General features: G+C 47.8%; 9 protein-coding genes. 8 read left to right on the forward strand and 1 reads right to left on the reverse strand.

Features of this window, described 5'->3' with window-relative positions:
* Nucleotide 1: 1 nt before the first annotated feature.
* From L6H98_RS02335 to L6H98_RS02345, 3 genes are read left to right on the forward strand one after another with little or no spacing between them, the layout of a single operon-like run.
* On the forward strand, nucleotides 2-2677 hold the full coding sequence (locus tag L6H98_RS02335; protein ID WP_236412575.1) for a LamG-like jellyroll fold domain-containing protein: 2676 nt from the start codon (nucleotides 2-4) through the stop codon (nucleotides 2675-2677).
* A 37-nt stretch (nucleotides 2678-2714) separates the two neighbouring features.
* A complete protein-coding gene (locus tag L6H98_RS02340) occupies nucleotides 2715-3323 on the forward strand; it encodes an immunoglobulin-like domain-containing protein (protein ID WP_236412576.1) in 609 nt (202 codons plus the stop codon).
* Nucleotides 3253-5022 carry a beta-L-arabinofuranosidase domain-containing protein gene (locus L6H98_RS02345; RefSeq protein ID WP_236412578.1) on the forward strand — a complete coding sequence of 590 codons (1770 nt, stop codon included), beginning with the start codon at nucleotides 3253-3255 and terminating at the stop codon, nucleotides 5020-5022. Before L6H98_RS02340 ends, L6H98_RS02345 begins: the two co-directional genes overlap by 71 nt.
* Nucleotides 5023-5227: 205 nt before the next feature.
* Here the strand turns inward: L6H98_RS02345 and L6H98_RS31230 are convergent, their stop codons facing one another.
* Nucleotides 5228-7234 (reverse strand): S-layer homology domain-containing protein, encoded by a 2007-nt coding sequence (locus tag L6H98_RS31230; RefSeq protein WP_290371406.1) that lies wholly within the window; start codon nucleotides 7232-7234, stop codon nucleotides 5228-5230.
* A gap of 499 nt (nucleotides 7235-7733) precedes the next feature.
* On the opposite strand from L6H98_RS31230, the gene L6H98_RS02360 reads away from it, so the two are divergent.
* The 5 genes from L6H98_RS02360 (at nucleotide 7734) to L6H98_RS02380 (ending at nucleotide 15561) form a co-directional block, all read left to right on the forward strand.
* Nucleotides 7734-10067 (forward strand): ABC transporter permease, encoded by a 2334-nt coding sequence (locus tag L6H98_RS02360; RefSeq protein ID WP_236412580.1) that lies wholly within the window; start codon nucleotides 7734-7736, stop codon nucleotides 10065-10067.
* 12 nt (nucleotides 10068-10079) lie between these two features.
* Entirely contained in the window at nucleotides 10080-10847 is a 768-nt protein-coding gene (locus L6H98_RS02365) for an ABC transporter ATP-binding protein (protein ID WP_236412582.1), read from the forward strand.
* Between the two features lie 60 nt (nucleotides 10848-10907).
* Entirely contained in the window at nucleotides 10908-11543 is a 636-nt protein-coding gene (locus L6H98_RS02370) for a TetR/AcrR family transcriptional regulator (protein WP_236412584.1), read from the forward strand.
* A gap of 1213 nt (nucleotides 11544-12756) precedes the next feature.
* On the forward strand, nucleotides 12757-13935 hold the full coding sequence (locus L6H98_RS02375) for a family 43 glycosylhydrolase (protein ID WP_356722649.1): 1179 nt from the start codon (nucleotides 12757-12759) through the stop codon (nucleotides 13933-13935).
* Between the two features lie 663 nt (nucleotides 13936-14598).
* The gene (locus L6H98_RS02380) at nucleotides 14599-15561 is read left to right on the forward strand and encodes a zinc-binding dehydrogenase (protein WP_236412585.1); all 963 of its coding nucleotides are present in this window, start codon (nucleotides 14599-14601) and stop codon (nucleotides 15559-15561) included.
* Nucleotides 15562-15602 lie beyond the last annotated feature (41 nt).

Genomic DNA, 15602 nt, shown 5'->3' on the forward strand with positions numbered 1-15602 from the left:
TATGAAAAGGTGGTTATCCATGGTACTTAGCTTTTCGCTGCTGGTGTCCTTATGTGCATTCCCGGCCGCGGCCGAGCCGGCGGAGGCGGAATCCACCGGCGAAGAGGCGAAGATCATTGACATTTTTGGCAGAACGCTTAACGATTACGGCGTTGAGCTGGTAGATTGGCAGGGATACATCGCCAATCCTTACGTGAAACTGAACGTGGTTCCGCCCGAGGACGCCGCCTATCCGTTGACGATCGATATTAAAGCCAAAGGCACTTCCCGCCTGATGATGGACCGTCCGAGCACGCTGAGCGCAACCGGGGCGGCAAAGACGTTAACGTTCCAAAATGCCGGCGAAAGCAAGCCCTTTCTGCTCGAAATCCATCCTGACCGAATCGGAGGCAATGGGGAGATCGAACATTACACGCTGGAGCTCGCGGTCACGGATGCCAATGGCATAGTCCGACAACAAACCACGCCGATTCGCGTATGGGACCAGGATGATGCCAGAGAGCCGAGCCTGCCGCTGAAATTTGATTACAGATACGATACGATCCAGCCCTATTTCAGCGATCCCGCGATCCGAGAGGCCAGCGAACAGGCGATCAAGGATTGGTTCTACTTCTTTGATATGGAGCCCTTCGATACCGTCCCGGCGAATTCGGAAGTCACCCGGCTGCCAAAGGATAACTTTGACGGTCATGACTCCGTGACCAATGATGAGCCTTACAACGGGATGTGGATCTATCTGAGAGGGCTCAACGGCCCTTATTCGACCGGCGGAGCGTCCGACAACGGGAAATATCATAAACGCAACGGCGTGACGGTCCCTGACCGAATTCACCGGTCGCTTCTCACCATTTTGGACTTTTACGATACCGCAACGCCGTTTACCTCGCTGGATGATGAGCAGTGGTACCTGACGGAGATGTCCGACACATCTACGGACGTGTATGGACTCATCATGCACGAATTCGGGCATGCGCTTGCGTTTTCCCATAGTTGGAGAGGCATGGCTGCTTATAAGCGCAGCGGAGGAACGGCGGATAATATCGTTGCCTACCAAGGGGTTCCGGTCCCGCTGGATGACACCTATCATATTCCCGGGGAACCGCAATACTGGGACCGGATCAGCGGCCAGAACGGCGGCCGTACTCATCTCTTTCACAACAAGCGCTGGATGCTGACCAAACTGACGCTGTTGATTGCGGAACAAGCGGGCTGGAAATTGAATCGTTCCCTGACACCTTTTCTTAGCCCGTCGATTAAAAACGTTCCGGTTCCCAATGCAAAGACAGGACAGCAATATGAACTGAAGCTGCAGGCCGAAGGCGGAGTTCCTTTCTATGATTGGAATATCACAGAGGGATCACTGCCGGAGGGGCTGACGCTGGACCGCTTTACAGGTACGATCGCCGGCAAGGTATCCGGCAAAGCCAAGGGCAGCTACAGATTTACGGTACAGCTTCGGGATTATGACGAAAAGAACACCCCGGTGCAAAAGGAATTCACGTTAAACGTCGGTCAGGGAGAGCTGGCAGGGAATTACTTGTTTGATGAAGAAGAGGCCGGGGATTCCGGTATCGCCCTTGATTATTCCGGTGCGGGCCATGATGCCGCCGTTTACCATGCTTCGCGCACGGACGGCGCAAGAGGCGGAGGGTTGGGCCTGAACGGCTCGTCAAGCTACATGAAGCTACCGGATACGATGCTGAAAGGAACCCGGGACTTTACATTCTCCGCCTGGGTAAACGTTAACGGGGGTCCGAGTCCGGACGGTGCATCCTCTGACAATTCGGATATCAACACAGCCAGCGCGCGCATTTTCGAATTTGGTCCAGCCGCAGGCACGTCGACGGACCTATCCATCGAAGCCGGCGGAACGTTACGCTTCACAGCACCGGGCCCGCAAGGGACAGGAGCCGTGAGCGTTGTCGGCAGCGGCTTGACATCCGGACAATGGCATCATGCGGCGGTCACCCTATCCGGAAACACGGCAGTTCTGTACCTGGATGGGGTAGAACAGGCCAGGACCTCGGAAGTGAATCCAGGACGTATTCGTTCCCTGCTGAACGGAGTGAACAAGTATATCGGAAAGTCCGGGACGGACGGACATTATTTTGCCGGAAGCCTCGATGAAATCAAGCTCTATTCGCGTGCGCTGGTTGGGGAAGAGATCGCCGCTCTAGCCGCGGATAAACCATCGCCGCCGGTTGTTGAACAGCCGGATCCCGCAAATCCGAACGTGGCGATCGAAGGAACCGTCTCAGCCTCCTACGTCTCGCCTTGGGAAAGCCTGGCGGGGCTGAATGACGAATACGAGCCAACAAGCTCGGCGGACAGGGGACATCCGGTCTACGGAAACTGGGATACCCGCGGGAGCGAGCAGTGGGTGCAGTATGACTTCGACCGACCGTTCACCCTCTCCTCAAGCGAGGTTTACTGGTTTGACGATAATGATGGGATTGATCTGCCGGCATCGTTTTACATCCAGTATTGGACGGGAACCGATTGGGTGGAGGTGCCTGATCCTTCTGCATATGGCGTGCTTCCGGATCAGTATAACGTGACCTCCTTCGATCTGGTGACGACGACGAAAATCCGCCTTACCATGAAGGCCAAGGAAACGACATCCACAGGCATTCAACAGTGGAAGGTGATCGGAACGTCCGTCCCATCTCCAGGTTAACGGTCGGACGTACCACAAGCGAATAGGGGGGCATGATATGGGTTCGGTTAAAGAGGAGGAACGCATCGTAATTCAGGATATGGAGGCGCTGTATTTGGGCAATCTGGCCACGGTGGAATTTGATCTCCGCTTGCCCCGGGAAGGGAAATACGGTTCAAAAATCAGCTGGACATCTGGGGACTCTCGTTTTCTCCGAGACGACGGCACGGTAAACCGGCCGAAATATGGCATTGGCACACGCACGGTTCCGCTGCGGGCAACGTTTCGATACGGCGGCTGCAGCAAGGAAAAGGTCTACAACGTGACCATTTTGGAGGAAGAGAATCGAATTCGCGTGTCTCGGATTTATCCGATACGCCTGAAAGTGGATGTGGGGAAACCATTTTATTTGCCGGCGGTGGCCGTGGTCGAAACGGCCGAGGGGGAGATCATTTCCCATGCCGTGGATTGGGAACCGGGAGAGGAATATACGATGGATGAGCCCGGTCCCATCATGGTTAAAGGTGTCCTTAAAGACACGGCCAATTCCGGTAAGCACCGAGGTTTGGGCGGCAGCCGGGCAGGGTCGGGAAACGATGGACACAACTCCTGCCGTGCATGGCTTTCCCGCTGTCGCGGTGGCGCTGAAGGAAGGAACCGCCTTTAAAGCGGCTCAGGACAGGAGCCTTGCCTTCTTGAAAAAGGTGAATGACGATCAGATGCTGTATAATTTCCGAGCCGCTGCCGGACTGGATACGCGCGATGCTCTGGAAATGACCGGTTGGGATTCGCCAGGGTGCTTGCTGAGGGGACATACGACCGGACATTATCTGTCTGCGCTGGCGTTGTGCTACGCAGCTTCGGGAGATGAGGACATCAAGCGGAAGGCGGAGTATATGATCGCTTCGCTGGAAGAGTGCCAGCATGCTTTGGCAGGTCAGCCCGGATTTGATGCCGGCTTCCTTAGCGGTTACTCCGAGGAGCAGTTTGACCTGTTGGAGAAGTTTACCCGGTATCCGGAAATATGGGCTCCTTACTATACCCTGCACAAAATTTTTGCCGGATTGCTCGATTGTTATCGCCTTTTGGGAATCCATACGGCGCTGAAGATCGCCGATCAGCTTGGCGATTGGGTATACCGCCGTTTGAACCGGCTTCCAAACCGCGTGCTCAAAACGATGTGGGGCATGTACATCGCCGGCGAATTCGGCGGGATGAACGAATCGCTTGCCGAGCTGTACTCCATCACGCGCAAGTCTGAACATCTGGCGGCGGCGAACCTGTTTGACAACGACCGCTTGTTTGTTCCGCTGCGCGCGGGTATAGATGCCCTCGGCGGCCTCCACGCCAACCAGCATATCCCCCAGGTGATCGGCGCCCTGAAATTATTCCAGGCAACCGGGGAGAAGGCGTATTACGACATGTCCCGCTTTTTTTGGCAGGCCGTTACGGGTGCGCATATCTATTCGATTGGCGGCACGGGAGAAGGCGAAATGTTCCGGCAGCCAGGCAAAATTGGAGAATTTCTCAGCGAAAAAACCGCAGAAACCTGCGCCTCGTACAATATGCTGAAACTGACGAAGGAATTGTTTGCGTATCATCCGGCAGCGGAATATATGGATTATTACGAGCGTACGATGTTTAATCACATTTTGGCCTCCTGCGATCATCAGCCGACGGGAGGCAGCACGTATTTCATGCCGCTGGCACCCGGCGGGACAAAGTCTTTTGACGTGACGGGGAATACTTGCTGCCATGGCACGGGCTTGGAGAATCATTTTAAATATGCGGAAGCTATTTATCATTACGATAAATCTGCGCTGTATGTGAACCTGCTGGTTCCTTCAACCCTCCATTGGCGGGAACGGCAGATGAAGCTGACGCTGGACGTGGAGCCGCAAGATCCCGGAAAAGCGGCGCTGCGGATGGAGGGAACGGGGGAATTTGCATTGATGATTCGCCGTCCATACTGGGCCGGACCGGAATGCCGCATGGAGATCAACGGCAAGCCTGCCGACATGGCGGATGACCCTACAGGATATATCTGCATCAGTCGGGATTGGCAGGATGGAGACGAGATCAAGCTCTTTTTCGACTGCAGGCTCCGCCTGGAAACGGCGCCGGATCGGGAAGAACTGGCATCTCTTGCGTATGGACCGTACATTTTGGCTGCGCTCTCTGATGCAAATGACTATTTGCAGCTTCAATTGCACGAAGATGACCTGATGAGAAGTTTCACCAAGGAGACTGGGCAGCATGGGTTTGCTTTCCGATACACTTTGAAGGATTTGTTGTTCATTCCGCTGGCGAATGTGTTTCACGAACGATATCACGTCTATATTGAACGGAACCCGATGGGATCATAGGGTGGAAATGCAAGCGCACACTTTTGCAGTGTGCGTTTTTTCGTAAGACAAGAACAGGGGAGTTCATTATTTCTTTGGACATTACACTAAAATAATCGGTAGCAGTAGGAACGGGCTAAAGGTAAGCAGCATCTTAAAGTTCCATAACAAAAAAGAGCCACCTCTATGATCGTTCATACGACCCAAAGAGGTGGCTAACAGGATTTTAATATTCAAAAATTGGTTCTGAAACGAATGTAATGTATTGGTCTGGAGCTGGAGATTTGCTGGATTCTGTTCCGTCAGCGTCTGCTTTAACAGTTATATTGTAGCTGCCTTGCTCTGGTATATCCTTATTATTCAAATAGAAGGACACCACAGTGTATTTACCGTTTATTCCGGATATAGTAAGTGTTTTGCCGTCATCACTGATTTGCTGGGGAGTTATCCGAGTGATCATGGGAACCCCATTAAGAGTTTCGTTACTTATAGAGTATTCATCACCTTCTGCAAACGTAATTCCATCAACAGTTACTTCTAAAGTACCATTGTTGAAATCATCATTAGTTTGGTAATAGAAGTCCAGGTTTACATCGCTATCCCCTGAGTTGAACACTGCTCGTGACTCATAATTTCCAAAAAGAAAAAGGTCGCTGCCAATCGTAGGAGTCTGTACGCCTTTAGTCAAAGTAAATTTAAATGCATTTTCGGCACTCTTTGCAGACTCGTATTGTGTTCCAGGATCCATTGCAGTTATTACAAATGTATAGTCACCCGGTTCAAGGTATCCGAGATCGCCAGTTAATGAGCCGTCGCTTTGACTTGTTCCCTTGAAATATCCTGATCCCAATTCACCGTCGTCAACAACATTATTTCCATTTTTGTCATCCCATGGGTAGATATACACCCATGCATTTGCACGGCTTACTGCAGATGCCTGCCCGATGATTCGGTCAACCTCATTCGAGTAATTATCAATGACTGAAAATTTGCTTGCGTCCACTGTGAGAGGCGCTTCTTCAGTCGGTGGCTCCATTACGACTTGTTCTAAAACCTTATAACTTGTTACCCCGGTCGTGGTTCCTGTAGCAGCAATCGGTGTTACCTCAACGCTGATATAATGATCAACATCATCTGAAGTAAAAGTGTAGGAACTACTATTGGCATCAGGAATTAATACTTTTTCCCTTCCCTCACTATTCGCTGAGCGATACCAAGCATAATTCACAGATTGTTGTTGGTCATCTTCTGCATCATCGTAGGTAAAGCCGATAGTGACCTTTTGACCAACAACCAACTTTTCGGTTTCCTCTTCAAACATAAAACGTAAATCTTTAGCTACAGGAGCCGCATTAATTGGTGGTTCTGGATTTGGATTTGGATTCGGATTTGGCTCTGGATTTGGAGTTGGTGCGGGAGATGGTGTTGGCGATGGGTCACGATCAGGCACCGATGGAGAAGCTGGCTCAGGAGTTGAGCTTGATACAGGCGTCGATGGTTGTTGCTGTACAGGCTTGACGGGATCTTTCACAGGCTCCTGCTCTGGCTTTTGTTCCGGCTCAGGTTTGGTCGTTGCTTCTTCTGCTTGTTCTTGATCTAACTCGGTTTTTTTCGTGAGAAATTTAGAAGTAACCAAAGCTACATCCTGGCGCTTTGCACTTCCTGAAGGATTAAAACTCCCATCTTTGTTTCCTTCCATTAATTTCATTTCGATGGCAACTGCCACATATTCTTTAGCCCAGTCTGAAATAAATGAGGAATCGGAAAATTCAAGTTTGGAACCCTTGCCGGTTGTATCAACGTTTAAAGCATTCACAAAAATGACTGCCATCTGTTCGCGCGTGAGTGGTTCGGTACCAGCAAATTTTCCGTTGCCGACACCTTGAATTAATCCTGCTTTATACGCTGCTTCAACGGCAGCAAATGCATAGGAGCTTGCTGGTACATCTGAGAAGGTCGATGATTTTGCTGAGGCTATACTTAAATCAAGATTTAATGCTTTGGATAATACGATTGCAAAATCTTGTCTTGTGATGTTGCCGGATGGATTGAATTTTCCATTGCCGGTCCCGTTCATTATCCCTGCGTCTGCCAATTCGATGATGGCGTTTTTGGCATAATTGTTTGGAATATCCGTGAGGGATGATGAAGACGCTGCAATTGGGGATGCTAAAACTCCCAGCAAAAGAGTCGTTGAAAGAATGGATGCTGCAGCCAGTTTACGTGTTTTCATAAATATCCCCTTAATATAGTATAAAAGACTTATATTATATCGGATTCAGCAAGGGAATTTTTAATACTATTTTATTACAAAATTCACTTCAGAATTCCCGGTTTATATACATAAAGATGAAAATGGAAGGTCGCCCATTCTAAAATCAATCCATTGAACTTGCATATACATATATACATCCAAGTGACACATCCAAAAGTAGAGTCCCTGTGGTAAAGAAAGGGTCTGACGATTTACGTTGGGGCATGGATGAATGTATTCATACTTTTTTTGATCTATGACGAATAATGTAAATTCAGGGTCGAAGTACAATTTTTTTGAAGATTGATAGAACTATATGGATTTACTTTTTGCATATATGAGAATGAAAATGACAAATATTTCGACAAATTAGAAAAATATGTACTAATTGACAAATGTAAAAGCGATTATATAATGTGGATATCTACATGTCGGGAATGGGGCAGGAATTTGTAGATGAGAGGAGCCATGTTTGTTTATGCTGCTACGAATGCTGAGAAATGATATTTCCAGAAAGAAAGGAATCACGGCTGCGTTGTTTATTTTTGTACTGCTGGCAGCCTTGCTGGTATCTTCGGGGTCACGGATGATTATGGAGCTGACGAGTTCCATTCAATATTTGTTCTCTGAATCCAAGACACCACACTTTGTGCAAATGCATGCCGGAGAGCTGGATCAGACCAAAGTAAACACATGGGCCGAGGATCAACCCATGGTCGCGCAGCATCAGATTGTAGAGATGGTCAATATTGATGGCGCCAATCTGTTTCTCGGAGCAGAATCTGAAAAAAATAGCGTCATGGACATCGATTTTGTTGCTCAGAATCAGGATTTCGACTACTTACTGAATTTGAACAGTGAAATTATACAGGTTAAGGATGGCGAGATTGCTGTCCCCGTATATTACATGCAGCAGAATCAATTAAGCGTGGGGGACCAGATACGAATCGATAATGGACCATTTGAGCGTTCGTATACCATTGTCGATTTTGTCCGGGATGCCCAGATGAACCCGTCAGTTGTACACTCCAAACGTTTCGTGGTGAGCCCGGACAACCTGATGGAACTGAAGCAGGGTGTCGGAGAGATGGAGTATCTCATCGAGTTTCGATTGACCGATCCCGGAAAGACAGGAGAGTTCACACAAGCCTATCAGAACGCCGGACTTCCCAATGCCGGTCCGGTTGTGACTTATGGACTGTTTCAGTTACTGAATGCCATGACTGATGGCGTAATAGCAGCCGTTATTATTTTGGTCAGCCTTGTGCTGATTCTGATCGCCATGCTCTGTATCCGGTTCACGATGCTGGCTACGATCGAAGAGGATTACCGGGAGATCAGTGTCATGAAAGCCATCGGGATCGCAGAGAAAGACATTAAGAAACTGTATCTCATGAAGTATGTATTTATGGCCGGGTTCGCTTCCCTGCTGGGTTACGTTGCATCACTAGGCGTTAACAGACTTTTTGTCTCAAATATTTTGTTGTATATGGGCAAAGCACCTGCAACCCTGCTGCATTTTGCCGTGCCTTTATTGGCTGCCGGATTGATATTTGCCATGGTCGTTCTGTTCTGCCGGACGGTGCTGCGGCGGTTTCGGTCCATCTCTGCCGTGGAGGCGCTTCGGACGGGAAGTCTGGGAGATACACAGATCGTTCGCAATCGTCTCAGTCTGTCTCGCAATCGCTGGTCTTCCGTGCCGATCTTTCTGGGACTGAAAGAAGTCGTACAGCGAATCAAGATGTTCCGTTTGTTATTATTCGTGTTTGTCGTCAGTTCGTTCATCATGATCGTGCCGATTAATTTCCTTAACACTTTGCAGGCACCAAGCTTTATTTCCTATATGGGTGTAGGACAAAGCGATATTCGCATTGACTTGAGGCATACTGACGATGTTGAGCAGCGCTATGAAAATCTGATTTCCCGGATCAAGACCGACCCCGACATCAAAACGTATTCCCCGCTGGTAACAAGCCAGTTCAAAGTTCGGAATGCAGAGGGCAGTTATGATAATCTGAGCGTGGAAACCGGGGACTTCAGCATTTTCCCATTGTCTTATGTCAGCGGTAATGCGCCAACGACCGAGAACGAAATTGCATTGTCCGATGCGAACAGCAGCGAGCTTGGGCTGAAGACGGGAGAACAGCTTACCTTGCTGGTTAATGGCAAAGACCAGGTCATGACGGTCAGCGGCATCTATCAGGATGTAACGAATGGCGGAAAAACGGCGAAAGCTCTGCTGCCATACAACAAGGATAGTGTGCTGTGGTATGTGGTCAGCCTTGATCTGAAAGATCGCAGTCAGATGGCTGCCAAAATTGCCGAATTTGAAACATCCTTCTCTCCAGCAAAAGTGACGGATCTTCAAGGGTATCTGGATCAGACGCTCGGGGGAACCATTCAGCAATTAAAGCTGGTCACCATGCTGGCCTTGGCCATCGGGGTGTTCATATCGATATTAATCACCTCGTTGTTTCTTCAAATGTTGGTAGCCAAGGATAATAACGATATTGCTGTGCTAAGAAGTCTCGGTTTTGCCTTGTCCAAGATTAAGCTGAAGTATGTAGTCATGTCACTTATCATATTGACTTTCGGAGTTGCTGCCGGAACAGTACTGTCAAATACGCTCGGACCACTGCTTGTCAGCAGTATTATGTCCACATTTGGCGCTTCCAGTATTGTCTTCGTTATTGACCCGATACAGGCGTATATTCTGTGTCCGTTGTTGCTTGCAGGAACCATCGTACTGACGGCTTGGATCAGCATCCAGTCGATCAAGGAAGCCAGCATATCCAAAATGATCGTGGAATAGGGAGGAACAACGATGACAACGATACTAGAAGCCAAAGACGTGAATAAATCCGTAGCAATCGGTGAGAATGAAGAGCATAGCATTTTGAAAGATATTAATCTCCAATTAAAAAAAGGAGAGTTCGTATCCATTATGGGCCCGTCCGGCTCAGGCAAGTCTACGTTATTGTACAACATCAGCGGCATGGATCAGGTCAGTGCCGGCAGTGTCTACTTTAACGGCAAAAAAATATCCGCATTCCAGGAGAGCGACCTCGCAAGTTTGCGCTTGACCAAGATGGGGTTTATCTTTCAGAACATTCATTTGCTCAAGAATCTGAACTTGCTGGATAACATCGTACTTTCCGCGTATCTTGCCAAGAACAGCAGCAGGGATGCCATTAATGCAAGGGCGCTGTCACTCATGAAAAAGATGGGAATTGACGGGCTGGCTCATCACAACATCACGCAAGCCTCGGGAGGGCAGCTGCAGCGGATTGCCATTTGCCGGGCGCTTATCAATAATCCGGATATTTTGTTTGGAGATGAGCCGACAGGGGCACTGAATTCCAAGTCTACACACGAGATCATGGATATTCTTGGCGACATCAATGCCGCAGGTACTACCATTCTGCTTGTAACGCATGATGTCAGGGTCGCTGCCAGGTCAGAACGAGTTCTGTTCATGATGGACGGCAAACTGGTCGCAGATAAACATATCGGCAAATATGCAAGAGAACGTCAGGATCTGAAAAACAGGGAAGGTCATCTGTCACAATGGTTAGCTGAAATGGGGTTCTAATTCAAGAACTTCACGACTAGAATAGACCGACAGTCGGTCGAATGGATCGGAGGACAGAATATGAGATTGATTAAAAATCCGGAAGAACGCAGAAATGAAATACTGGATGCGGCCGAGATTCTGTTCGTGACAAAAGGGTACACCAAAGCGACTGTCATGGATATTCTCCAGGCTTGCAACATTGCCAAGGGCACCTTTTATTATTATTTCCAGTCCAAGGAAGAGGTTATGAATGCCATCGTCATGCGTTTTATTCTGAACGGGGAGGCATCAGCCAAACGTGTAGTATCTGATCCGAACCTGAACGCCCATGACAAAATTTTTCGCATTATTATGGCACAAAATCAGCCTGACGAAAAAAAGCTCGGGCTGATTGAGCAATTGCACCATGTGCAAAATGTGGAAATGCATCAAAAAAGTCTTGTTGAGACGGTTCTCCGATTAAGCCCCATCTTGGCTGAAGTGGTCGAGCAGGGTATTCAGGAAGGAGTGTTTCACACACCTAATCCCAAGGAAGCTATTGAATTTTTGCTGGTATCCTCACAATTTTTACTGGATCAGGGCATTTTTCAATGGAAGGAAGAGGAGCTCCGGAAAAAGGTGGAAGCTTTCGCTCATATCACGGAACGTGTTCTGGGAGCGGAACAAGGAAGCTTCACCTACATCACCCGTTTATATTTCCCACATCAAGCCTAGAAGAGAAAGGAGCAGCAGCAATCGAACATACGGTTCAAAAATCCTTTGGTAAGTTTCTGGTTGTATGGTTTGGTCAGCTCATCTCCATGATCGGGATTGGCCTTACGGCCTTCTCACTGGGAGTGTATGCCTTCGAAAAGACGAATACGGCAACAAGTGTTGCCCTCATTACCCTGTTTACATTTCTGCCCAACATCCTGCTCTCGTTATAAGGAAAGAGGCCCATTCGGATGCATCTAGATCAGCAAGCGAACAAAGGGGAATATTAAACAGAATTTGTTCTGATCGCGTTGACATTCCAACAATCTAGCTTGGGGTGTCTTTTTTGTAAAGGAGAGAACTTTATCGCTGATTCTTTTAGCCTGTATAACAACGGAGGGATGGAAATGAGAATAGCACAACGTATTGGAGTCATATCTTCAACTTGCACCATGATTCTATGGATTATATTAGCTTTATTAAATCCTTACACGCATGAACGTGCTGAGAACGATGTTATAATAAGCACACTATTTTCGCTTTTCGTTCCAGCTTGTGTAGCGTTGTTAGCATCCGTTATCCATAAGTCATCACTTATGTTTATTGCATTTTTGTGGTCGCTTCCTATCAGCCTATATATGACGATGACCCCGAGTATTTTTAAATTGTTTGGAGTTACTTCTTTTATGTACCTCATAGCGGGTATTTTGACAATAAGGTCGCGACTTAAGGGGATTAATTAGGAATAGAGCTCAAGGGACCGAATGCTGGACACCCTTAACAAGATGCTGGAGTATCGTACTCTACTTATGAACGATCCGCAAAAAGCTCAAGAGATGCTAATGACAAGGCATTCAAGCTCATCCGATTAAGATGCTTTAAAATTAGATAGGGAGAGGACGAGGGGCTTACGAGGCATGTTGAGCTGGTACCTTACGACTTACTACTCCCATAAAGAAGATTGAGAACCCCTATTGGGAGAAGTGAACTTTATATTTTGGGAGTAATTGTGTTTAGATTATAACAAATAAAGAATCGTTGGAGCTCATTATAATGAACTTAAATTTGCAAGGTAAAACCTTTAGTTCTGATCTAGACTACTGATGTAGTTTTATTATAGGTTATGTGGAGGATGCTGGATTTCCATGTTCATAAGAGATTGGCATATATCGCTCAAGGGCTTGATAGGTTAACAAGTGATCAAGATCGTTCAACTTTAGGGAGGGACATAACGATGATGAAAATAAAAGACATTCGCGAGCATTCGATCCGTTTGGCCATAGGTGAGCCGCTGCAGCTACCGAGATTCGTCGAGGCCGAATTGGAGAATGGCATAAATACGACATTGCCGGTGGTGTGGGAAAGCATCCCGCCCGTTCTGCTTGAGCAGTCAGGTACGGTTACCGTTGAAGGAACCGTTAAAGATGACGAGTATCCGAATCCGCTTGTGCTGAATCGCGCCGATCCTCATGTGCTTAAGCATACGGACGGATACTACTATTTTACGGGTTCTGTGCCAGAGTACGATCGCATCGTGCTGCGGAGATCCCGGACCATCAGCGGCCTTTCCGATGCCGAGGAGATGGTCGTCTGGACGAAACATGAAGAGGGGGAGATGGGCAGCCATATTTGGGCACCAGAGCTTCATCATATTGATGGAAAGTGGTACATCTACTTCGCAGCCGGAACGGCAGAAGACAAGTGGGCAATCCGTCCTTATGTCCTGGAATGTGAGGACAACGATCCACTTACGACAAGATGGATTGAAAAGGGGCGAATCAAGCTGCCGGTTGAAAGCTTCTCACTCGATGCCACCACGTTCGAACATCGGGGGCAGCGTTATTTGGTTTGGGCTCAGATTGTTGAGGAATCTTGCCTTTATATCGCTCGGATGGATACGCCATGGTCCATTTCGACCGAGCCTGTAAAAATCTCTTCACCGGAATATGATTGGGAGATTCAGCTGCACCGCGTGAACGAAGGGCCGGCAGTTCTGGTCAAGAACGGGCGTGTTTTCATGGCCTACTCGGCCAGCGGGACTGATGATCGTTATTGCATGGGGCTTCTCACGGCGGATGAAACGAGTGATCTGCTTGATCCGTCTTCATGGACCAAATCGAAAGAACCGGTGTTCTCAAGCAGCGAGTCTAATTCTCAATATGGACCGGGGCATAACAGCTTTACGATGTCCGAAGACGGCTCAAAGCTCCTTTTTGTTTACCATGCCCGCCCCTATAAGGAGATTTCGGGAGAGCCCTTGTATGATCCGAACCGACACGCCCGAGTTCAGCAGCTCTTATGGAAGCCGGACGGTACGCCATACTTCGGTGAACCGGGGTGGAAGCTTGATACGGCTGGATACAAAGCAAAATTAAGGATCACGGTGCAAGATGCTACTGCTAGCTTGAATTAATGACATGTAATATAGCATATATAACATGGCATGGACTTTTAAAGCTATATAGGTTGAACTAGACATTTACACGATTAACGGAGAGGGCAGAAAGAATCTGGAGAAGCGAAGCGGTCGCATTTATCACCGGATTTTCCCTTTGAAAAACAGGGGATCAAAAAAACCTGGGGATAACAGTGATCGGAAGAAGGTTCTGACCACGTAGTGACTCCGTGTAAAAATCATCGGTTCAACTTATATAATGCTTTTACATTAACCCAAAATGACATAAATAACAGTGAAGCAGCGGATTTCCGTTTAGGCGGAAAGCGCTGCTTTTTGATCATTCACACCATAGCTGATCCGTATATTCCTGCCACTCATGTAACTGTTATGTAACGTCAAGTAGGCGCTGATATCCAAATCCCGATCGCTTTTTCAAAAGGCATCTTGGTTGCGCTAATAGATGGTTAATAACATGGATTCAGTACTCGGAATATGCGATTGAACTCAGCTGAAAAGCAGCCCCAACAACCATATTCAATTTTCCCCACAGTAACAGTCATTGATGCTGATCAATAGTTGGGTGTCACCCTAGCTATATTCAACTTTTCAATTGAATAGATTTATTGATTTGTTTATACTAACGTAAACTCATACATTGAATGTAAAGGAGGAAACAAAATGACTCATATGAAAGCCATTCAAGTTCCTGCCAAAGGTGAAGCGATGCAATTCGTCAAAATCCCCGTATCTGTTCCTGCTAAAGGACAAGTACTTCTTCGAGTTCAAGCTTGTGGAGTATGTAATGGAGATTCAGGCACGATAAAGGGTGGTGCCCCGGAATACCCGAGAGTGCCAGGACATGAAGTAATCGGATTGGTAGAACAACTAGGTGAGGGATCAACCAAATGGAAAGTGGGTCAACGAGTCGGACTGGGGTATCATAGCGGACACAATCATATAACGGGGTTGACCATGGATGGTGGTTACGCGGAGTACATGGTCGCTTATGAAGATGCTCTGATTCTTATTCCCGAGGAAATTACTTCTGAAGAAGCAGCTCCGTTAATGTGTGCCGGTGAAACGACATTTAGTGCGTTACGAAATAGTTCGGCACGCCCAGGTGATGTAGTCGCTATTTCAGGCATCGGCGGATTAGGTCATCTTGCCGTCCAATACGCCAAGAAAGCTGGTTATCGAACCGTTGCCATATCCCGAGGAGGGGATAAAGAGCATCTCGCAAGAGGACTTGGGGCACATATTTACATCGATTCGGAAAAAGAAGATCCCGCCACAGCTCTGAGAGCACTCGGTGGAGCTAAAGTTATTCTTGCCACGGCACCCAATGCTAGCGTGATTTCTTCTCTAGTTCATGGCCTAGACACGGGCGGCGAACTTATTATTGTAGCTGGATCCAGGGACTGTTTAGAGTTATCGGCTATGGATTTCTTGATGGGTCCTCATACCGTGAAGGGATCATTTACTGGGCATGCCAAGGAAATTGAAGCTGCAGTCCGATTTAGCGTATTGACAGATGTTCGTCCGATTATTGAAGTTTTCCCTCTAGAACGTGCAAGCGAAGCCTATGAAAAAATGATGTCAGCCAAAACACGATTTCGGGCAGTCTTAAGTATGGTTGAATAACAAAGATTAATATAGGTTGGACACCCATTTGATACCCTAAT

This window comes from Paenibacillus sp. JJ-223 (assembly GCF_927798175.1).
Lineage (GTDB): Bacteria > Bacillota > Bacilli > Paenibacillales > Paenibacillaceae > Paenibacillus > Paenibacillus hubeiensis.